The 20,320-nt window shown below is 37.9% G+C and carries 18 protein-coding genes and 1 pseudogene; 11 read left to right on the plus strand and 8 right to left on the minus strand.

Features of this window, described 5'->3' with window-relative positions; genetic code table 11:
• Window positions 1-2 precede the first annotated feature (2 nt).
• From ASG22_RS19575 to ASG22_RS19605, 7 genes are all read left to right on the plus strand, one after another.
• Complete coding sequence (locus tag ASG22_RS19575; protein WP_055988259.1) at window positions 3-1,421, plus strand: hypothetical protein; 1,419 nt, start codon at window positions 3-5, stop codon at window positions 1,419-1,421.
• 1 nt (window position 1,422) lies between these two features.
• Entirely contained in the window at window positions 1,423-6,036 is a 4,614-nt protein-coding gene (locus ASG22_RS19580) for a right-handed parallel beta-helix repeat-containing protein (protein ID WP_055988261.1), read from the plus strand.
• A gap of 99 nt (window positions 6,037-6,135) precedes the next feature.
• Window positions 6,136-6,765, plus strand: a complete 630-nt coding sequence (locus tag ASG22_RS19585; RefSeq protein ID WP_055988264.1) for a Crp/Fnr family transcriptional regulator — start codon at window positions 6,136-6,138, stop codon at window positions 6,763-6,765.
• Window positions 6,766-6,836: 71 nt separating this feature from the next.
• Entirely contained in the window at window positions 6,837-7,631 is a 795-nt protein-coding gene (locus ASG22_RS19590; RefSeq protein ID WP_055988266.1) for a sulfite exporter TauE/SafE family protein, read from the plus strand.
• 83 nt (window positions 7,632-7,714) lie between these two features.
• Window positions 7,715-9,127 carry an MBL fold metallo-hydrolase gene (locus ASG22_RS19595; protein ID WP_055988268.1) on the plus strand — a complete coding sequence of 471 codons (1,413 nt, stop codon included), beginning with the start codon at window positions 7,715-7,717 and terminating at the stop codon, window positions 9,125-9,127.
• 21 nt (window positions 9,128-9,148) lie between these two features.
• Window positions 9,149-9,712 (plus strand): YeeE/YedE family protein, encoded by a 564-nt coding sequence (locus ASG22_RS19600; RefSeq protein ID WP_055988270.1) that lies wholly within the window; start codon window positions 9,149-9,151, stop codon window positions 9,710-9,712.
• A 12-nt stretch (window positions 9,713-9,724) separates the two neighbouring features.
• Window positions 9,725-10,207 carry a DUF6691 family protein gene (locus ASG22_RS19605; RefSeq protein WP_055988272.1) on the plus strand — a complete coding sequence of 161 codons (483 nt, stop codon included), beginning with the start codon at window positions 9,725-9,727 and terminating at the stop codon, window positions 10,205-10,207.
• Between the two features lie 231 nt (window positions 10,208-10,438).
• Here ASG22_RS19605 and ASG22_RS19610 read toward each other — a convergent pair whose 3' ends face one another.
• From ASG22_RS19610 to ASG22_RS21225, 4 genes and pseudogenes are all read right to left on the minus strand, one after another.
• On the minus strand, window positions 10,439-10,783 hold the full coding sequence (locus ASG22_RS19610; protein WP_055988274.1) for a winged helix-turn-helix transcriptional regulator: 345 nt from the start codon (window positions 10,781-10,783) through the stop codon (window positions 10,439-10,441).
• Between the two features lie 9 nt (window positions 10,784-10,792).
• A pseudogene (locus ASG22_RS19615) lies at window positions 10,793-11,813 on the minus strand (LLM class flavin-dependent oxidoreductase).
• Between the two features lie 49 nt (window positions 11,814-11,862).
• Window positions 11,863-12,438 carry an LLM class flavin-dependent oxidoreductase gene (locus ASG22_RS21220; protein WP_202966707.1) on the minus strand — a complete coding sequence of 192 codons (576 nt, stop codon included), beginning with the start codon at window positions 12,436-12,438 and terminating at the stop codon, window positions 11,863-11,865.
• Between the two features lie 55 nt (window positions 12,439-12,493).
• Window positions 12,494-12,988, minus strand: a complete 495-nt coding sequence (locus ASG22_RS21225) for an LLM class flavin-dependent oxidoreductase (protein WP_202966708.1) — start codon at window positions 12,986-12,988, stop codon at window positions 12,494-12,496.
• A gap of 209 nt (window positions 12,989-13,197) precedes the next feature.
• Between ASG22_RS21225 and ASG22_RS19625 the strand changes: the two genes are divergently transcribed.
• From ASG22_RS19625 to ASG22_RS19640, 4 genes are all read left to right on the plus strand, one after another.
• Window positions 13,198-13,953 (plus strand): NADPH-dependent F420 reductase, encoded by a 756-nt coding sequence (locus ASG22_RS19625; protein ID WP_055988276.1) that lies wholly within the window; start codon window positions 13,198-13,200, stop codon window positions 13,951-13,953.
• A gap of 160 nt (window positions 13,954-14,113) precedes the next feature.
• On the plus strand, window positions 14,114-14,932 hold the full coding sequence (locus ASG22_RS19630) for an SDR family NAD(P)-dependent oxidoreductase (protein WP_055988277.1): 819 nt from the start codon (window positions 14,114-14,116) through the stop codon (window positions 14,930-14,932).
• A 56-nt stretch (window positions 14,933-14,988) separates the two neighbouring features.
• Window positions 14,989-15,885 carry a helix-turn-helix domain-containing protein gene (locus tag ASG22_RS19635; protein WP_055988279.1) on the plus strand — a complete coding sequence of 299 codons (897 nt, stop codon included), beginning with the start codon at window positions 14,989-14,991 and terminating at the stop codon, window positions 15,883-15,885.
• A gap of 82 nt (window positions 15,886-15,967) precedes the next feature.
• On the plus strand, window positions 15,968-16,726 hold the full coding sequence (locus ASG22_RS19640; protein WP_055988281.1) for an SDR family NAD(P)-dependent oxidoreductase: 759 nt from the start codon (window positions 15,968-15,970) through the stop codon (window positions 16,724-16,726).
• Window positions 16,727-16,856: 130 nt separating this feature from the next.
• Here the strand turns inward: ASG22_RS19640 and ASG22_RS19645 are convergent, their stop codons facing one another.
• From ASG22_RS19645 to ASG22_RS19660, 4 genes are all read right to left on the minus strand, one after another.
• On the minus strand, window positions 16,857-17,936 hold the full coding sequence (locus tag ASG22_RS19645) for a lipase (protein WP_055988283.1): 1,080 nt from the start codon (window positions 17,934-17,936) through the stop codon (window positions 16,857-16,859).
• Complete coding sequence (locus tag ASG22_RS19650) at window positions 17,933-18,319, minus strand: hypothetical protein (RefSeq protein WP_055988285.1); 387 nt, start codon at window positions 18,317-18,319, stop codon at window positions 17,933-17,935. The genes ASG22_RS19645 and ASG22_RS19650 overlap by 4 nt, the downstream gene beginning before the upstream one ends.
• Before the next feature lie 99 nt (window positions 18,320-18,418).
• Complete coding sequence (locus ASG22_RS19655; RefSeq protein WP_055988286.1) at window positions 18,419-19,198, minus strand: LytR/AlgR family response regulator transcription factor; 780 nt, start codon at window positions 19,196-19,198, stop codon at window positions 18,419-18,421.
• Complete coding sequence (locus ASG22_RS19660) at window positions 19,198-20,211, minus strand: sensor histidine kinase (protein WP_055988288.1); 1,014 nt, start codon at window positions 20,209-20,211, stop codon at window positions 19,198-19,200. Before ASG22_RS19660 ends, ASG22_RS19655 begins: the two co-directional genes overlap by 1 nt.
• Window positions 20,212-20,320: the final 109 nt, after the last annotated feature.

The raw sequence follows: 20,320 nt of genomic DNA on the forward strand, positions 1-20,320 counted from the left end.
TTATGGATATTAAATATGCTTATTACAGAAGTTCTGTAGGATACAAAATAGAAGGGAAAACCGACAATGATATTTTAACAGCCGGTGGTAACACGCGGTCGATCAGTTCTTTTTGGCATGATGGGAATTTAAATCCGTTAGATTATGTACCGAAAACACGAACTTTAACAATTAATGGTACCGCTTATGATTTGTCGGCAAACAGATCATTTACAACACCTGATACAATTACCCGTTTAAAAGGGGGGGCTTCCGGTTCTTTAGTATCTGGAGATATTACCCTTGCAGCAGGTTCTAATATAGCGATTAATCAAACTGGGAGTACAATCTCATTATCCGCTACCGATACAACCTACAGTGCAGGTAATGGTTTGACATTGGCGGGAACCACATTTTCTTTGCCAATTACTACTTCAGGTACCGGGAATGTGGTTACTGGAATTAATCAGACAGCCAACGGGATAACAGTGAATTTGGGTTCTATGCCCACTTCATCAGATTTGGCTAATTATGTTCCGTTATCACAAAAAGGGGCAGCAAATGGAGTTGCTGCGCTGGATGCATCAGGACAGGTGCCTGCATCTCAATTGCCATCTTATGTGGATGATGTTTTGGAAGGATATTATAGAGCTGCAGACGGAAAGTTTTACAAAGAAGCGGCATATACTAATCTTATCACTGGGGAAACAGGCAAAATTTATGTATCTCTTGATACTAATAAAACGTACCGATGGACCGGAACAACATTCGTTTATATCACTTCCGGTGCTGTAGATTCTGTTAACGGTCAAACTGGTGTTGTGGTTCTTAATAAGTCTCATATTGGTTTACCGAATGTCGATAACACCGCCGATACAGCAAAAAGTGTTCTTTCTGCTACAAAATGGACTGCAGCAAGAACTATAACGCTTTCCGGAGTTACTGCAACAACACAAACAATCGACGGTTCCGGAAATGTTGCAATCCCGGTTACCGCTGTTCCTGCGACATTACTAACAGGAACTGCATCAATCAGTACTACCGGATCAGCAGCAAAACTGACAACAGCGAGAACTATTTCTGCTACAGGTGACGGAACGTGGAATGTTACCTTCGACGGTTCCGGAAATGTTACTTCAGCATTAACATTAGCCGATACTGGTGTAGTTGCCGGTAATTACGATCAGGTTACAGTTGATTCTAAAGGTAGAGTGACTACTGGAAGTAATGTTTTAAAATCATACAGCACAGCTATTTCCGGAACCGCAACTGTAGGACATAACTTAGGAACTAGAAATGTGGATGTAACAATGTATGATACTGTGACATTTTACAAAATCGATGGCAGAATAAAATTAACCGATCCGAATAAAATAGATATTGAGTTTGATTCTGCTTTGCCGAATCCAGTATCAATCACTGTAACCAGAAAAGACTTGTAATATGAGTGATATCAAATATTCCTTCTACAGCTCCTCGAAAGGCTTTAAAGTTGTAGGAGGTACTGCTGCCCAATTTTTAAAGGCAGACGGTTCGGTGGATATTAATGATTATGCAACGTATAATTTAGGAAAATCATTAACAAGGATCGGAGTAGGAAATAATTTTGAAAGGGTTCACAATAAAGTTTATAATGGCTCATTTGCCGTCACCCAAACAGGAATATTATCATTCAGTGTTACCCCACCGGCATCCACTGCAACTATGTTTGATGTGACTATTAAAATGTATTGTTATGCAAATGGTACCTTCGCAGAGTTGAGAATAAGCTTTTATAAAACCTTATCAGCCGGAATACATGCAACAGCGGGAAAGGCGGGTCAAATATGGTGTAGTGAAAACTTCATGACGGATGTAGTGAATGTAGGCTTTGATCCGGAGGGTAAGATGGTGATTAATATTGGAGAACCTACTACAATTTGGGGAAATTATCCATCTTATGAAATCGAAAGGATAGACACTAAGTACACCGGCGGTGCATTAGATTGGGCGAGCGGTTGGGCATCATCCGTTATAACTGATACCACTGGATTTACATTGGTTAATATCCCATTACAGCGATTAGCTTCAAGAGAGTGGGCTGCTACTCAATTAGCTTCAAACTATATTACTTCAAATTCTGCTCAATCTGGATTAACAGGGAATAAAACAACATCAGGAAATTTAACATTAAATGGTGCCGCAGCTAATAGCCTAACCATACTAAGGCCGGATAATACTATTAACAATAGTATTGCTATGGGATTCAATACAGCAAGTCATTATATAGGATTAGCTGATAGTAATACTTTTGCAATAGGAAACAATCCTAACTTAGCTTTGCCAAACAGATATTTTTGGATTGATAGTCCTACTTTTTCAGCTAATTTACAAGGACAGGTTGGCGGTTCTTCCTTAACTGCAAGAGACCGAGGTGGTTTTAGTATTTCTACAACAACCAATACGTCAAGAGCAGAAATGATTTTAAGACATAATTGGTCTGCGAATAACCAAACTTTTGGTATTGGCGGTACAAGCAGTTCAACAGTAGCTTCAATGGCTAGTTGGGGACTACATAAATGGCTCAATAATAGAACTGTTAATGGTAATGATGGTTTTTTTGGGTGGGAAGGTGATACCGATGTATTAAAAGCTACTGCATTAGGAGGTATAGGTACAAGAATGGTTGTTGCAACGGCAAGTGGTGTTTTACAAACACAAGCAATACCTGCTGTACAGAATCTATCAACCAATACTACAAACGCAGGTACTATTAATATTTCGGGTGGGGGGACATCAGCTACTCTACAGACGATATTGCCTATAAGCAGACCTGATGCATTCGTTCGTTCTTTAAGGATGGAAATGGCACCATATTTTACATCAGCTGGTTCTGCTAATTATCCAACGAATTTCGGGATGGGTATGAGAGTTGAGAGATTTTCGTCTGCTGCCGACCAAAGAGGGTTTGATATTTTTTCTGGTGGTTTGGCTAGTCAGATTTATTTCAAAACATTCTCAGGGTCAAACAATGAATCTAATTGGGAAATGTTCGCTTCTAGGGAGTGGGCAAATGGTCAATTTTTATCAAATAGCGATCTCTTAAATTATTATACTAAATCTGAATCATTAAATCAGTTTGTAGGAAAAAACGGTGTTGAAACTATTGCTGATACAAAAACCTTCACTCATAGTCCGGTTATTCCGAATGCAACATTAAATAGTCATTCGGTTAATTTAGGACAGTTAAACTCAAAGCTCTCAGATTATATACCTAATGTGTTGATAGGAATACCTAACGGTGTTCCTAGCTTAAGTGCTGCTGGGATAGTGCCTGCTCATCAATTACCATCAAGTTTTGAAATCACATTATCAGAATTTACAGGAAATTTTGGGGAAAAATTAATGCAGGCTATTAATTCTGCGAATAACGGCGATACTATTAACGCACTTAATACACCCTTCGATGCACCAGATTCGTATACGATTAATTCCAGTATTAATATTACTAAACCAATTAATATAAAATTTCCTGCCGGAATTATAAACTTTTTGGGTTCAGGCAATATATTTAACATCAATGCATCCAATGTAAGATTTTATGGAACGGGAAGAAGCTCTCGTGAAGATCTCCGAATTGTAACGACCAATATTACTTACCCTAATGGTAATGGTGGTTATCATTTTTATGCTCGAGGTCAGAACGTTATCACAGTATCCAATATGGATATAACGGGAGTTAGAACCACAAACTATGATGCTCAGCAGGATAGTGCTACCAAACCTATCGACGGATCTGGAGGTATTTATATTGAAAAATCAAATCCCGGAACGACCGGAGGAGGTAATACAATATCAAATATCATCCTTGAAAATCTTCTTATTCATGGGACCAGAGCACATGCTATTTATTTAGATACACCTATTTTAGGCAGCATAAAGGATGTCAGAATATCTCAGGGCGGCGGTCACGGTATTTTCATAAACGGAGGAACTTCCATGAGAATTGAAAACTGTTATGTATCATCAACCCATAAAACAGCTTATGCTCTTTACGCTCATTCGTATAGTGTTATGAATGCGTGTGCTGCAGAGTTTAGTGGTAATGGTTATTGGCTTCGTGGATGTTTCAATGTCACTCTTCTTTCATGTGGTGCGGAAAGTAATGGAAATAGGGGTGCTACTGTGCCCAATACAAATATTACGACATTAGCCGGAGACGGTACTACCGTTGTGTCTATTTCAGATGTAGGTTCTGATAACGTGGGATTATTTAGAGGAACGAGTTATGTAATTACGGGTGGTCAGGGTATTAATTTAATCAACTGTGCATCAACTAATGCAGGCAGACCATCAGCAAGTAATGGAACTACAGTCAACTCTAGGGATATTCTTGTAAGAGGAAATGCCCGAAATGTTTTTATTGGTTCACCGAGAACTTCTGTAACCAGTGGTAATATATTTGCAGGTAGATTTAATATTTCTTTTGAAGGATTTAATGGAGAGTTTCCAAAAGGGCAGGTTATGTATAATCCGGCTACTGATGGTAGTGTTACACCGGCTGTAGCCAATCAGTATATAAGTAATGTGAATAATGATGCTAATGCCGCACCAGTTTTAATTCAACCGGGATCTGATGTTTTGGTGATGTCAGACAATAAGATCCACACACCCATAACTGCTAACCAGATAACAAGTGTTGAGGGACTCGTTGGGAATGCATCTACAGCTACCAAGTTGCAGAATAACAGAAGTTTGTCTTTTAACGGAGATGTAAGTGGATCAAACACCTTTGACGGGTCTGCCAATACAAATTTTTCTTTGTCTTTATCCAATACAGGAGTTATAGCTGATTCTTATAAAATGGTAACGGTTGATCCTAAAGGTAGAATTACCGGAGGTTCTAATCCTACTACTTTGGGTGGCTTTGGAATAACTGATGCCATGTCTACCAATCACATTGCTAACGGAATAACATCAACACAAATAAATAACTGGACTAATGCTTATTCATTTGCAAATAATTTTACAACCAATAATCCGGATTTAGCTGCTATTGAAGCCTTAGCGGGAACAGATGGTTACTTAAGAAAAGATGGAAATGGACAATGGTCATTAACTCAAGCTAGTTATACGCTACCAGTTGCGTCATCTTCTGTTTTTGGAGGTGTTAGATTAATAAGTGACGCAGTACAAACAGTTGCAGTAGATTCTTTATATTCTGCAGGAAAAAGAACGTATGGGGTCCAAATGAATTCTTCAAAACAAATGGTTGTTAATGTACCATGGGTAGATACCAATACTACTTATTCAAATGGTGAAGGAATCAATCTGACAGGAACTCAATTCAGTGCTAACTTTGGTACAGTAGCGGGAACAATAGCTCAAGGAAATGATCCTAGAATTGTTAATGCAATAAAATTGAACACGGAATTCACCATCAATACAAATTCAGGATTAATTCTTTCGGATAATTATTTTGGAAGTGAATCAGGGATTATAGATACTCAGCAGGGTAGATCTTTAGCAACGAAAATAAAAGAATATTATTTTTATGGTTCTAAGCATAGTGGATTTGAAGGTTTAAATTTTAATTCCAAAAGAGAACTCTTCGGAATGGGGAGAGAAGCTAATTACAATGATAAATTAACTGTAGAAGGATCTGTAAAAGCCAGTCAGAATTTTAAATCGGAAGAAGAAAGACCGGATACTTTATTTATCCCTAATGGCAATACGGCTACTTTAAGAGATGAAATTGTTAATGATGAATCAGATTATGCGATTAGATTAGATCCACATGAATATCTAATAGATTCGTATAGTTTCCTGGAAGTAGATGACAGAAACAGGATCATTCATATTATTGGAGAATATACCAAAATGGCTGTTGATTTCAGAAATATTTATCCTAAACAACATATAGTCATTTATAACTTTGATAATGACGGTTCGATGGAAGTAAAAATATATGGCAAAACCATATATAATATTGAGCCACGTTGTTTCCTGAGATTGTATGTGACAAAATCTTTAAGGGTAATTGCTGAAAGACCACAACCATGTGATGTTGTTTTATAAAAATATATGAAATAACGAATAAAAAATGGCGCCACTTATTTTAAGTGCCGCCATTTTGCTATTAAAATAAATGTAAATTTGTCTGATATTCTATGAAAAATGAATCAAATCTTATCTTCCGAATTCAGTTCCTCCCCAGAATTATTGGATAAACTTAATCAAAACAGTATCCTGAAAACGTATCAGGAAGGCGAAATCATTTTAGATGAAAATGCGTCCATCCGCTCTATTCCTATTGTAATGAAAGGTTTGTTGAAAGTTATCAGAACGGAAGAAGACGGCAGGGAGATTTTACTTTATTATATCAAAGCTGGCGAAAGCTGCATTATGTCTTTTCTTGGCGGGATGCACAATGAGAAAAGCATTGTGAAAGCCGAAGTAGAAGAAGTGTCTGAAATTCTTTTTCTGCCTATCGACAAGGTTTCACTTTTCATCAAAGAATATCCAGAATGGCTGGATTATATTTTCAGATTGTATCACAAACGCTTTGAAGAATTACTGGATATCATCAATGCGATTGCCTTCAAAAAAGTAGATGAAAGATTACTGAATCTTCTCAGTAAAAAATCTGAAATCTCCCAATCTAAAACCATCATCATTACCCACGAACAGCTTGCCAATGAACTTGGAACAGCCAGAGTAGTCGTTTCAAGACTGCTGAAACAATTGGAAGATTCAGGGAAACTAAAATTGGGAAGAAACAAAATTACACTCTTAGATTCAATATAAATTTCTTATGTAACAAAAGTAGCGGTACAGCTTCGTCATTATTTCCATTTTTGCTTCATAAAATTTAAAGAATGGAAGTTTTTGGGTATATCGCATCGGTTTTTATTGGCATTTCCTTGGGATTAATTGGCGGTGGCGGAAGTATTCTTACCGTTCCCGTTCTGGTTTATCTCTTCGGCGTTGATGCTTTTCTGGCGACAGAATATTCCCTTTTTATTGTCGGAATCAGCAGCCTGTTTGGTTCTGTATCTTACTTTAAAAAAAGTTTGGTTGATTTTAAGATTGCTTTAATTTTTGGCGTTCCATCCATTATTTCCATTTTCCTTACCCGCAATTTTCTTCTTCCTTTAATTCCCAATGAAATTTTTAAAATAGGAAATTTTTTGATGACCAAAGATATTTTCCTGCTTCTGATTTTTGCAGGATTGATGATTATTGCCTCCTATAAAATGATTCAGAAAAGGGCAGAAGTAGCAATAGAAGCTTTTCCTTCAAAAAAGAGCAATCCCATTTTGGCGGTAGGAGAAGGTTCTGTTGTCGGAATTTTGACCGGTTTGGTAGGAGCAGGAGGCGGTTTTATGATTATTCCGGCATTGGTCAATTTACTGAAAATCCCTATGAAAGTGGCCATCGGAACTTCACTCGTCATTATTTCATTCAATTCTCTTATCGGATTTTTTACTTCAATGAATAATGTCAGAATTGAATGGAGCTTATTGGCAACCATCTCCGCAATTGCCATCGTCGGTATTCTAATCGGTTCACAGTTATCAAAGAAAATTGATGGCAAACAGCTGAAACCTGCATTCGGATGGTTTATTCTAATGATGGGAATATACATTATCGTAAAAGAACTTTTTCTTTAAAATTCTTATGTAACAAAAGTAGCTGTACAGAGAAATGCAAACCCGGAAATTTGTATGAGATTAAAAAATAAAAAAATATCAAAATGAAAATAGAACAGATTTATACAGGATGTCTCGCTCAGGGCGCTTACTACATCGTTTCAGATGGTGAAGCAATCATCATTGACCCATTAAGAGAAACTCAGCCTTATATCGACAGACTGGAAAAGGATAATGTAAAACTCAAATACATTTTTGAAACCCATTTCCACGCAGATTTTGTAAGCGGTCACATCGATTTAAGTGAAAAAACAGATGCGCCAATCGTGTACGGACCAACGGCAAAACCTGAATTTAAAGCCATTATAGCCAAAGATAACCAGATTTTTGAAATCGGAAAAATCAAAATTAAAGTTTTGCACACACCCGGACATACAATGGAAAGTTCCTGTTTTTTACTAATTGATGAAAATGGGAAAGAAAAAGCACTTTTCAGTGGAGATACTTTGTTTCTCGGCGATGTTGGTCGTCCGGATTTGGCTCAGAAAGCGGAAAATATGACTCAGGAAGATTTGGCAGGGCTTCTTTATGAAAGTTTATATCAAAAAATACTGACTCTAGATGATGAAATTATCGTTTATCCGGCACACGGAGCGGGTTCTGCCTGCGGAAAAAATATGCAGAAAGAGACAGTTGATACTTTAGGAAATCAAAAGAAAACCAATTATGCCTTGAATCAAAAAGATAGAGAAAGTTTTATCAACGCCGTGACAGACGGACTTCTTCCGCCGCCAGCCTATTTTGGGATGAATGTGGCGATGAATAAAAAAGGCTACGATAGTTTTGATAAGGTTTTGTCTAAAGGTCTTCACGCACTTCCACCTGAAGAATTTGAGCAGAGGGCAGAACATTCAGGAGCATTAATTCTTGATGTTAGAAATAATGATAAGTTTGCGAAAGGTTTTATTCCTCAATCCATTAATATTAGTTTAAACGGAGATTTTGCACCTTGGGCCGGCGCTTTGATCGTCGATGTAAAACAGTCGATTCTTATAGTTACAAATGAAAACGAAGAAGAGGAAACGGTTACAAGATTGAGCAGGGTAGGTTTTGATAACGTTGTCGGCTTTCTAAAAGGTGGTTTCGAAGTCTGGAAAAACAGCGGAAATGAGATTGATACTGTCCACCGTATTTCTGCAATGGATTTTGAAGATGAAATCAAAAATAAAAAAGTGAAAATTATTGATGTGCGAAAAGAAAGTGAGTACCGTTCGGAACACGTGAATGAAGCTTATAACAGACCTTTAGCGTATATTAACGAATGGATGACACAAATTGACCCCACCGAACATTTTTATCTTCACTGCGCAGGCGGTTACCGAAGTATGATGGCGGCAAGCATTCTTCAGGCAAGAGGTTACCGAAATTTTTCCGAAATTGAAGGCGGATTTAATGCAATTACAAAGACTGATATTCCTAAAAGTGATTTCGTCTGTCAGAGTAAAGTTTTGAAATAATTTAAATTAAAAATATTAGTAATGTTAGATATCATAAAAGAACCCTGGCCGTGGTATATTGCCGGTCCGCTAATTGGTCTTACTGTTCCCGCTTTGCTGATTTTAGGCAATAAATCTTTCGGAATAAGCTCATCATTGCGGCATATTTGCGCAGCCTGCATTCCGGCAAATATCAGTTTTTTCAAATACGACTGGAAAAAAGAATCCTGGAATCTGTTTTTTGTGTTAGGAATTTTCTTCGGCGGAATGCTTGCCGAACAATTTCTGATGAATCCCGGCGAAATTACAGTCAATCCATATCTTAAATCAGAACTGGCAACCTATGGAGTTACTGATTATAGTAATCTTGTCCCAACCCAACTGATGAATTTTAAAAGTTTATTAACGTTAAAAGGTTTTATCCTGATGGTGGTCGGCGGATTTTTCGTTGGCTTCGGAACTCGTTATGCAGGCGGCTGTACCAGCGGGCACGCCATAATGGGACTTTCCAATCTGCAATGGCCATCTTTGGTGGCAACGATTTGTTTTATGATTGGTGGTTTTTTTATGGCAAACGTGATTTTGCCACTCATTCTTTCACTCTAAAAGTATTTAATAATGACAAAAGAAAAAGACATTCGTCATAAGAACGGTATTTGCACTAACGAAAGCCATCTTCAGCACAAATGGTATCACAATCTTAAATACCTTATCGTTGGAATTTTATTCGGAATCATATTTGTGAAATCGGAAGTGATCAGCTGGTTCAGAATTCAGGAGATGTTCCGTTTGCAGTCGTTCCATATGTACGGCATCATCGGAAGTGCTGTGCTTACAGGAATGATCTCAGTTTTAATTATCAAAAAATTTAATATCAAAACCATTTACGGAGAGAAAATTTCCATTGCTCCTAAGACTTTCAACAAAGGACAAATTTATGGAGGCTTGATCTTCGGATTTGGGTGGGCAATTACAGGTGCCTGTCCGGGACCACTGTTTGCGCAGATCGGAACAGGCGCATTGGCGGTAATAGTGACGCTGACCAGTGCTGTAGTGGGAACTTGGGTGTATGGATATTTTAAGGACAGGCTGCCCCATTGATGAATTATTTTGATGAATTAATATTTTAGGAATCCATTTGGCATAAATTATTACTCAGGTTCTTACTGATTGATCTAAATTGACAGCTAATAATTACTCCTAAAATTCAACGGACTTAGTAACAATGGTGATCTTTAGAGATTTTCGAATCGACAGAAAGCCAATCTGGAAATAACTTTTCAAATTGGCTTTCTTATTATGTTGAGATAATCTGCCACTTAAAAAAAACAGTTATTCTGTTACCTTTCTCTTATGGTTAATCCCCCAATCTTTCATAGCATAAATGAGAGGAGTCAAAGTGTCGGCATAAGGCTCGAGTTTGTAAGAAATCTTTATTGGATAATCATCAATAATAATCCGCTTTAACAATTTATGTTGTTCTAAATCTTTAAGTTCTTTCGCTAAAACTTTGGGCGTAATGCCAGGTATACTTTCCTGAATATCGGTAAAACGTTCATTCCCGACGCCTACGGAAATAATGATGGGTATTTTCCATTTGCCGTTGATGACATCCAGTGTATCTCTCACCGGTTTGATGGTATCCAGACAGTCGCAGTGTATTTTTTTTTGAGCCATTTTTAATGATTAAGCTGTCGCCAAATTTACATTAATTTCCTTCATTACTTCTGCAAACAGCTGAGCCGATTTGATACGGTCTTCAGATGAATACATAGATGAGACAGCAATCAGTTCATCGGCACCTGTTTCGCTCAGAAAGTTGACTACCTGTTTTTTAACGGTCACCTTATCGCCCACAAAAGAATATTTCAGCATTTGATGTACGCTTGGATGGTTAAAGATCTGTCGCCATTCTTCGGTCATTTCAGTTGGAGGTTGTACTCTTTGCATTTTTCCAGTCAGCATCCCGTAAAATGTTCCGATCAGCGAAGTGAATAATTTTTCTGCTTCTTCATTGGTTTCCGCCATAAAAACATTGATGCCTGCAATTTTGTAGGGTGCACCTAAAAATTCGGAAGGCTGAAATTCCTGCTCATAAATACGCAGTGCATTGTGCAGATGCGTGGTAGCGAAATGGCTGTCAAATGCATAAGGCAGCCCTTTTTTGGCTGCTAAATGAGCACTGTCGGTACTCGAGCCCAGTATATAAATGGGAACTTCTGTCCCTTCTGCCAGGGGAACTCGAACATTCGAAGTTCTGTTGGCCTGAGAAAAATAATTTTCAATTTTCTAAATTTCATCAGGAAAAGAATGTGCTGCTTTCATAAAGTCAGTTCGTATGGCCTGTGCAGTTGCTGTATCCGTACCTGGTGCTCTATCCCAATCCCAGATCAATACGGTTAGGATATAGCTGCGCCAATGTTCCAAACTGTTCTGCGATGATTAATGGGGAGTGGTTGGGTAACATAATCCCGCCGGAACCGACTCTTATCCGGCTGGTATTTTCCGCAACATATCCCAGCAATACAGCGGTTGCAGAGCTTGCAACTGTTTCAGAATTGTGATGTTCGGCAAACCAGAATCTTTCATAACCGTTTTCTTCTGCCACTTTAGCGAGCGCCAGACTATTATTCAATGTTTCTTTGACGGTGGTATTTTGTGATACCGTTGCCAATTCCAAAATGGAATATTTTATATTGTTTTTCATTTTATGAATAATTTTCTCCCAATTTCCGGTAGTTTAATTTTTCCTGTGATTATATTTTTCTGAATTTCGGTCTGGGCAATTCGAGGTTCCCTCTCAGCGTGTCTGCTTCATATTCGGTGTGAAAAATGCCTCTTTCCTGTAAAATCGGTACAACCAATTCTGCAAAATCAGCCAGTCCTGTTGGGTAATCCTGGTTGACAATCAGCATATCCATTGCACCGGCCTCATACCATTGCTGTACCTGGTTGGCCACCCGCTCTGCCGAACCGAAAAATAATGGTGCAGGCATCGCCCGGTATCTGTTTAATGACACCTGTTCAAGATATTTTTGTTGAGCTTCTGCATCGGTTTTCGCTACAATTGGGTTCTGTGCAGTGGCCACTATAAAATTTTCAGGTGCTCTGTTCTTTTCGGTTAGTTTGGTTCGCAGCGCATTTGCAATGTGTAAAGCCTGTTCCAAGCTGGAGCCGGGTATGAAAGCGCCATCGGTGTAAGTTGCCGCCATTTCTACAAATGCAGGTGAAGCTCCCGCAGTATACAAAACTGGTCTTCCCTGTACCGAGCGGCTTAGATTTAATGGTCCGTCTACCGAAAAATATTGGCCACGGTAATTAATCGTGTGCATTTTACCGGGAATTAAAAACTCACCCGTTTCTTTATTCCTTGGGAAAGCATGATCTTCATAACGTATCCCAAAGGCCGAGCACTATTTCTAAAAATTCACGCTGCATCGGATACTGGTCGGCTTTTCCCAAATGTCCCCGGCTAAAATTGACCATCCCGCCGGGATTGGAAGTGACGGCATTCAATGAAGCCCACCCTTTGCTGATTTTATCAAGAGATAAAGTCTGTCTTGCAATATTGTAAGGGTCTGTATACGAAGTTGCTGCCGTAAAAGATACTCCTATTCGGCTTGTTTTCATCGCAATGGCCGACATAATGGTCACCCCGTCGAACATACTTAAATAATGCGGAATATTTCCCGGCCCAACGTGGCTTACATCAAAAAGAAATAAGGTCTCAAATTTGGCATCTTCGGCAATTTTTGCCTGTTCTATATAAAAATCCAGGTTTTCGCCCGCATCAGCAGGCATATCTTTGTGCATCCACGAGGTAAAATTCCAGCCGGTGCCGGCAATTCCGGCAGATAATTTAAGTTTCTTTTTTGTAACCATTATTATTTTAAATATCGCCCTTTAGCATCATATTTTATTATACAAAAATAAACAGAAATAGGTTACTAAAAGATAGTGCTTTCCTAAAAGAAAGTAAGGTTGTTAAAATGGCATCCAAAATCAATTCTACTTTCCTTCAGGAAAGGACTATAAAAAAGAAAGCGAATATTGGTAAATTTGCACTATTACAAATAGTAAAATAAATTAAAATGAGGATAGGAATAATAGGTACTGGGGCCATTGGTGGTATAATTGCTAAAAAAATGGCAGAAGCCGGTCATATTGTAAAAATTAATAATTCAGGCGACTTGACTAGACTAAATAAAGTAGCTGAAGAATTGGGTGTAACAGCGGCCAGTCAGAAAGATGTTGTGAAAGATGTTGATGTGATCATTCTGTCTGTTCCAACTTCGGCAATCTCCACTTTACCTGAAAATTTATTAGCGGAAGTGCCGGAAGATGTGATTATAGTAGATACGTCCAACTATTATCCATTCCGTGATGAGGATATTGAAGAAATCAAAAACGGAAAAGTAGAAAGTATCTGGGTATCTGAACAATTGGGAAGACCAGTCATCAAGGCGTTCAATAATTTACTGGCCGAAACACTTGCAAATGGCGGGAAAAATCCAGGTGAAGACCATAGAATTGCAATGGCCATTGCAGGTGATAACGTTGAAGCAAAAAAAGTAATTGCCGGATTGGTCAATGATGTAGGCTTTGATGTCGTGGATTCAGGCAGTCTTTCAGAATCTTGGAGGCATCAGCCGGGAACGCCGGCTTACTGTACGGAATTGGATATTCAAGATTTAAAAAATGCGTTGAAGGATGGTGTGAAAGAAGATGCTCCATTGATAAGAGATAAAGCCGTTGCTGAACTAATGGCACTGTCTGATTATCCTTCTCATCCGGATGTTGTTAAATTTAACAGAGAATTGTTCAATAAAAATCCTCACACAAAATAAATTGTGTAGCTATTTGGATTATCATCATTCACTTGATTTGAATTTCGATGCTTACAGTAATGGATATTGTAAAAACGTTTCATTTTTGCCTACTTTTGTATCATCTTTGTAACTGAGAATTGGCGGAACTTTGTCCATATCAAATATTTAAAATAATATTATGGCAAAAACAATTTTTATAACCGGTGCATCAAGAGGATTCGGAAGAATCTGGACAGAAGCATTTTTAAGACGCGGCGACAATGTGGTTGCTGCCGTCCGTACACCTGAAGCACTCGCAGAATTAAAACAGGAATTTTCATCAAACCTTTTGGTTGTAAAACTGGATGTTATAGATAGAATAGGAAGCTTCGAAGCTGTTGAGAATGCAAAAGGCCACTTTGGCAGGATCGATGTGTTGATCAACAATGCAGGTTTCGGTCACGTTGGAGCAGTTGAAGAGCTTAATGAAAAAGATGTCAGAGCACAGTTTGAGACCAATGTATTAGGTTCATTATGGATGATGCAGGCCATTCTGCCCGTAATGCGTGGGCAGAAATCAGGTCACATTATTCAGCTTTCCAGTGCATTGGGAATCAACACAGTACCATTAATGGGGCTTTACAGTGCTGCTAAATTTGCTGTGGAAGGTCTTACGGAAACGCTTGCCGGCGAAGTGAGCGGTTTCGGCATTAAAGTCACGATTGTAGAACCGGGTGGATTCTCAACTGATTTCTTTGGGAATAATTCTTTGGCACTTAGTTCAACAATTTCTGATTATGATACGATAAGAAAAGATTTTTATGAACACGCAGAAGACCAGGATTCCGGGAATCCAAGTGCGACCGTTCCCGCAATTTTCAGTCTTGTTGATGCAGAAAATCCACCTTTGAGACTGCTCTTAGGAAAAAATACTTTCGCCTGGGTTCAGCATACTTATTCGGAACGTCTTAAGACTTGGGAATCCTGGCAGGATGTTTCTGTAGAGGCTCACGGATAAGACAAATACAAAAATAAGCAAACTCCTTTTTTTGAGTTCTGCTGTAAATTAAAAAAATGGAACATTTCACCAAAATCAGCGACCTGCATAATGCTTTTGGCATCAAACCACCGGAAAATCCACTTTTCAGTTTGGTTTATGGAGAAAAAGAGATGTGCAAAGGAGACAATAAACTTGAATTTTCTTCAGGATTTTATATCATCGGATTTAAAAAATTGAAGTCGGGTAGTATGTCTTACGGTAAAACCAAATATGACCACGATCTCGGATCGCTCTCTTTCATTAAGCCCAATCAGAAAGTTGCGTTTCAGAATGTGATGCTGGAGGAAAAAGGGTTTCTGATTATCATTCACGAAGATTTTTTACCCGGAACTTCCCTTTACCACGAAATTAAGAAATACGGGTATTTTGATTATGAAGTCAATGAAGCCTTACATCTTTCACCTGCGGAAGAGGAGATCATCTGGAATCTATATTTCAATATGGAAAAAGAGTATCACAATAATACCGATGAGCTCAGCAAATCTATCATTATCAGTCATTTGGATTTATTCTTGAAATATGCTCAACGTTTTTACAGAAGACAGTTTATCAACCGAAAACCGTTGACCGGCTCAACGGTAACAAAGTTCCACACGTTGCTCAACGAAAATTTTGAAGAAAGAAAAACAAAAGAGATCCGTTTGCCAACCGTGTCGCAAATGGCAGAAAAACTGAATATATCATCACGCTATTTAACTGATCTTCTTAAAGAAGAAACCGGAAAAACAGCCCTAGAGCTTATCCATCTGTTCCTGATTGGTGAAGCCAAGAATTTACTCACAGAAGGAGAACTGAATATTGCTGAAATCTCACATCTTTTAGGTTTTGAGAATACCACCTATTTTTCAAGGCTTTTCAAAAAAGAAGTGGGAATTTCACCCAACCAATTCAAAGGGAATCTTCTTAACTGATAATTAAACATTTAACTCTTTTTTTAGTTACAAAAGCAGTTAAATAATAAAATAATTCTAAAAAATATTTAAAATAAAAACAATGGCAAGTAAAATAGCATTAGTAACAGGCGCAAGCCGCGGGCTGGGTAAAGATTCAGCTTTACAATTAGCAAAAAAGGGATTCGATATTATCCTTACCTATCAAACCAAAAAAGAATTTGCGGATGAAGTAGTAAAAGAGATAGAAACGCTTGGACAAAAAGCATTTGCATTGTCTTTGGATATATCTACTACTTTAGGTTTCGACCAATTTGTAAGTGAGGTACAAAATATTTTGGATACCCAACTTGACTCTGCAAAACTAGACGCATTAGTAAATAATGCAGGAATTGGAATCAATGAAAGTTATGAAACGACGACAGAAGAGATTTTGGATAAAATGACCAATATTCATTTCAAAGGACCTTATTTCCTGACACAGAAATTATTGCCTTTATTAAACGATGGAAGCAGTATTGTAAACGTTTCTTCCGGATTGGCAAGATTCTCAGCTTCCGGATATTCTGCGTATGGAGCTATGAAAGCTGCGCTGGATGCGCTTTCGAGATATCAGGCTTTGGAACTCGGAAACAGAAAAATACGGGTGAATGCACTCGCTCCGGGTGCCATCGAAACTGATTTTGATGGTGGTGTTGTACGTGATATGTCGGATGTAAATAAATACTTAGCGGCAGAAGCAGCTTTAGGAAGAGTAGGCTTACCTGATGATATTGGAAGTGTTGTAGCGTTCCTTTGTTCGGATGACTCCAAATGGATTAATGCTCAGAGATTAGAAGTTTCTGGTGGATACAGAATCTAAAAGATCTTAACCTTAAATAATAACAGCCCGTTCAAAACTTTGAATGGGCTGTTGTAATTTGTTTCTTATTTAAGTAAATATTTTTCCTTTTTGCGGGCAATTATCTTTATTATTAGAATGTTGTTACAAATTAATTACAATAGCCGCTTCTCGGATTAGTGCTGCTTCCGCAAGGAAACTGATATTTTACTTGCAGATACTTGGGTATAGGATTATCAGTGACTTCCAGTGGAGTCATGGATTGTCCGTTGTAGGAAGGCATTGTAACTTGTGCAGTCGAGCCATTACCTAAAGCTACATTTTTGGCATTGGAATTTCCATTAAAACTGTAATCCATCATGGCATCTAAAAGACGGTAGACTCCATAATAATCTAATGCATCAAAGGCACTGCGGGAGCTTGGCATAGCATGATCCGTTACGTAATTATATCCGTTAATGGTGGATGATTTAAAATAGATAAAATCTTTTTCAGAATTGGCAATATTGATGTTTTTAAAGATATCAATTGCCATTCGATGGTCATTAACATCATCTTCGTCGTAAACTTGTGTTATCATTTTGGTATTGGCTGGAAAATTCTGCAATTGTTGTTGAGTGGTTAAAGGACTGTTCCAGTTAAAGGAATACCACGGTGCCATGGTGAAAAGAAAACGGCCATTCTGCCCCCATCCTTTTTCTGTAAATGCTTTGTAGGCAAGATCGATGCTTGCGCCACCACCAAAAGAATGTCCCATAAAACCTACTTTTTGGGTATCAATAATGTTAGGATAATCTGCGGCAGCCTTTATGAATCCTTCCCATAGGGTCTGATAGCGGTGATCAATACTAATATCTATCGTACGGTAGGGTACAAATACCACCACATAGCCTTTCTTTGCAATAAAATTATACAGCTCTATATTATAATCTTTATCCTCACCGCCAAACGGATGAGAAAAGAATATGGTAGGTCTGGGGGAAGTGATCCCTTCCGGATAAAAAATTGAAACTTTTGTCCCTGCATATTGAGGATTATTAAAAGTAACTTCTGCTACTTCATAGTTCCCATCTGCACCGTATCCTGATGTCGGTTTTTGTATAGGTCCCTGAAGGCTGTTACCGGGTCTTGCCTGTAAAGCAGTTTCATCATTATCGTTATTACTGCTCTGAGAGCACGCTGAAGTGGTAATGAAAATGATCATTACCCATGGATAAAATAGTTTTTTCATTTTCTTTTTTCTTTAAGTTTTTGAACCATCTGATCTTTAAGCTCCTGATATTTTTTATATTGTTCTGCATCCAGAATTTGGCTGAGTGCATCAGATTTTTCTTTCTGAAGGGCTTTCAGTTTTTTGAATTTAGAGATCTTACCTTCATTACTTTGAATAACGGGGTCATTCTTTTGAGCATATTGAAGATTAAGAGCAGCGACCTGCTGAACTTGCGTAGTATTTAAGGCTAATTTAGTTTTCATCCACTCGGTCTGCATCTTTGCGCATTGTTCCGGAGTGCTGTCCTTCAATTTTTTTTTCTGTGCCGATAAGCTTGTAAAAGCTATACATAGAAAAGCTGTTACAAGTAGAGTCCATTGTTTTTTTTGTTTTAAAAGCATTTTGGAAAAATTTAGTTTTTAATGAAACAAATGTAGCAATACCCATTATATCCGTTAAGATAAAAAAGGGTGAACCTGCTAAATTCCGGGGTGAAATTATTATTGATCCAACCATTTTCTAAATTGCGTTGCCTTTGCTTTGCTAACAATGACTTGTTCCTTAGGCAATGGATGTATTTTAACAAGCAGTCTTCCATTAAAAAAATATTCAACAGCATCTATAGCATTTTTGTTGATAATAAACTGGCGGTTAGCCCTGAAAAATAGAGTGGGATCCAGCTCATGTTCCAATTGTTCCAGTGTAAATTCTGCTATATATTTCCTTCCATCCGTCATATTTATATATACAATCTCGTTAGCGGTGTAAAACCAATTGATTTTGGCAGCCTCGATTGGGATAAGCCTGCCGCAATAATGAATCAGAAATGATTTTTTATATTGCTTTGTCGCAGATTGTAGCTCTTGCAGTAGGGCTGCTGTTTTGGTCTGTTCGTTTTTAACATCAGCAGCAATAAGGGTATTGTATTTCAGAAGAATTCGTTGTATTTCATCCTTGTCAAAAGGTTTTAAAACATAATCAATACCATTGTTCCGAAAAGCTTCAATGGCATAATCATTATATGCCGTAACAAAAATAACGGGTTTTAAGATGTTTACCTGTCGGAAAATTTCAAATGACAATCCATCCGAAAGCCTTATATCAGAAAATATCAGATCATAAGTCTTATCATTTACGGCGAACCAGTCCACTGCTTCTGATATACTTTGTAGTGTTACAATAATCTTAATATCCGGATTAATATCTTTCAGGATGTATTCCAGATTTCTTGCAGTTGCTGCCTCGTCTTCAATGATTATAATATATAAATTTTGTGTCATCACAACGGAAGTTTTACGATGAAATATTCTTTAGTCTGATGTATTTCTATCTCATGACGAGTTTGTAACTTGTATCTTTCATTCAGGTTGGCGAGTCCAAGTCCGGTTCCTTCTGTTCCACTGTTGGTGGGCTGAAGATTGTTTCGGATAATGAGCCATTCATTTTCTTCATAAATATCTACCCTTAGCGGATATAAAATTGTAGCGCTATTATGTTTAACAGCATTTTCTATTAAGGGCTGTAGTGACAAATGAGGAATCTGTTTATCTAAAATACCTTTGTCGATATTGATTTGAATCTGAAAGGTGTTTTCAAGCCGCATTTTTACCAACTGGATATAGGATTCCAGATGCTGAAGTTCTTTCTCCAGGGATACCAGCTCGTTACCTGAGTGTATCAATGTATATCTGAAAACTTTAGACAGATGCAAAATATACGTCTGGGCAAGCCCGGGATCTTCCCTTACGATAGCCGAAAGGCTGCTTAGTGTATTGAAAAGAAAATGTGGATTTAACTGCTCCTGAAGCAGTTGCAGCTGAGCCTGAAGGTATGCGGTATGCAGCTGTTCATTGATCAGGTCTTTATTTCTGCTTTCGCGCATCAGAAGTACAAGGCGGATAACGACGGCAATCATTATACTGCTGAGTAAAAAGCGTGCAAAATATCCTCTTATTCTTCCTCCTGGAAGTTGGACGGTTCCAAACAGTAAAGAATGGATAACACTTCCCAGTATAATGGTTGTCACAACTAGCAAGGTATTGATTGCATATAATTTAAACCACTCCCTATTTTCCCTGAATACATTAAAAAGCTTACCCCGTGAGAGATTAACATGCAGGAGTACCAGGCAGAAAATCATATTGTACAGAAACTGAAAACTATATTCCCAAATATTGAATTGCCAGTAACGGGCAATAATCCCATCACCATTAAGAGCCATCAGTTTTGCTGAATTGACCATCAGAGTAATCAATAAAGCACTATAAAGATATATTTTTCTTTCATTAATCATTAATACAAAGAAATGAAAATATTAAATCCGATGACGAAATAGGGCGCTGAAACTGGAAAATTTGAGGGTGAAATGATTATACATTAAATTTTGATACTCTCTTATGGCT

The organism is Chryseobacterium sp. Leaf405 (genome assembly GCF_001425355.1).
Classification (GTDB): domain Bacteria; phylum Bacteroidota; class Bacteroidia; order Flavobacteriales; family Weeksellaceae; genus Chryseobacterium.

Bases quoted from the DNA above. Each gene is read 5' to 3' on its own strand.
- ASG22_RS19630 (WP_055988277.1), top strand. From the start codon at position 14,114: ATGGCAAAAACAATTTTTATAACCGGTGCATCAAGAGGATTCGGAAGA.
- ASG22_RS19655 (WP_055988286.1), bottom strand. From the start codon at position 19,198: ATGACACAAAATTTATATATTATAATCATTGAAGACGAGGCAGCAACT.
- ASG22_RS19590 (WP_055988266.1), top strand. From the start codon at position 6,837: ATGGAAGTTTTTGGGTATATCGCATCGGTTTTTATTGGCATTTCCTTG.
- ASG22_RS19585 (WP_055988264.1), top strand. From the start codon at position 6,136: ATGAATCAAATCTTATCTTCCGAATTCAGTTCCTCCCCAGAATTATTG.
- ASG22_RS19645 (WP_055988283.1), bottom strand. From the start codon at position 17,936: ATGAAAAAACTATTTTATCCATGGGTAATGATCATTTTCATTACCACT.
- ASG22_RS19605 (WP_055988272.1), top strand. From the start codon at position 9,725: ATGACAAAAGAAAAAGACATTCGTCATAAGAACGGTATTTGCACTAAC.
- ASG22_RS19610 (WP_055988274.1), bottom strand. From the start codon at position 10,783: ATGGCTCAAAAAAAAATACACTGCGACTGTCTGGATACCATCAAACCG.
- ASG22_RS19600 (WP_055988270.1), top strand. From the start codon at position 9,149: ATGTTAGATATCATAAAAGAACCCTGGCCGTGGTATATTGCCGGTCCG.
- ASG22_RS19660 (WP_055988288.1), bottom strand. From the start codon at position 20,211: ATGATTAATGAAAGAAAAATATATCTTTATAGTGCTTTATTGATTACT.
- ASG22_RS19625 (WP_055988276.1), top strand. From the start codon at position 13,198: ATGAGGATAGGAATAATAGGTACTGGGGCCATTGGTGGTATAATTGCT.
- ASG22_RS19575 (WP_055988259.1), top strand. From the start codon at position 3: ATGGATATTAAATATGCTTATTACAGAAGTTCTGTAGGATACAAAATA.
- ASG22_RS21220 (WP_202966707.1), bottom strand. From the start codon at position 12,438: ATGCACACGATTAATTACCGTGGCCAATATTTTTCGGTAGACGGACCA.
- ASG22_RS19640 (WP_055988281.1), top strand. From the start codon at position 15,968: ATGGCAAGTAAAATAGCATTAGTAACAGGCGCAAGCCGCGGGCTGGGT.
- ASG22_RS19595 (WP_055988268.1), top strand. From the start codon at position 7,715: ATGAAAATAGAACAGATTTATACAGGATGTCTCGCTCAGGGCGCTTAC.
- ASG22_RS19580 (WP_055988261.1), top strand. From the start codon at position 1,423: ATGAGTGATATCAAATATTCCTTCTACAGCTCCTCGAAAGGCTTTAAA.
- ASG22_RS21225 (WP_202966708.1), bottom strand. From the start codon at position 12,988: ATGGTTACAAAAAAGAAACTTAAATTATCTGCCGGAATTGCCGGCACC.
- ASG22_RS19650 (WP_055988285.1), bottom strand. From the start codon at position 18,319: ATGCTTTTAAAACAAAAAAAACAATGGACTCTACTTGTAACAGCTTTT.
- ASG22_RS19635 (WP_055988279.1), top strand. From the start codon at position 14,989: ATGGAACATTTCACCAAAATCAGCGACCTGCATAATGCTTTTGGCATC.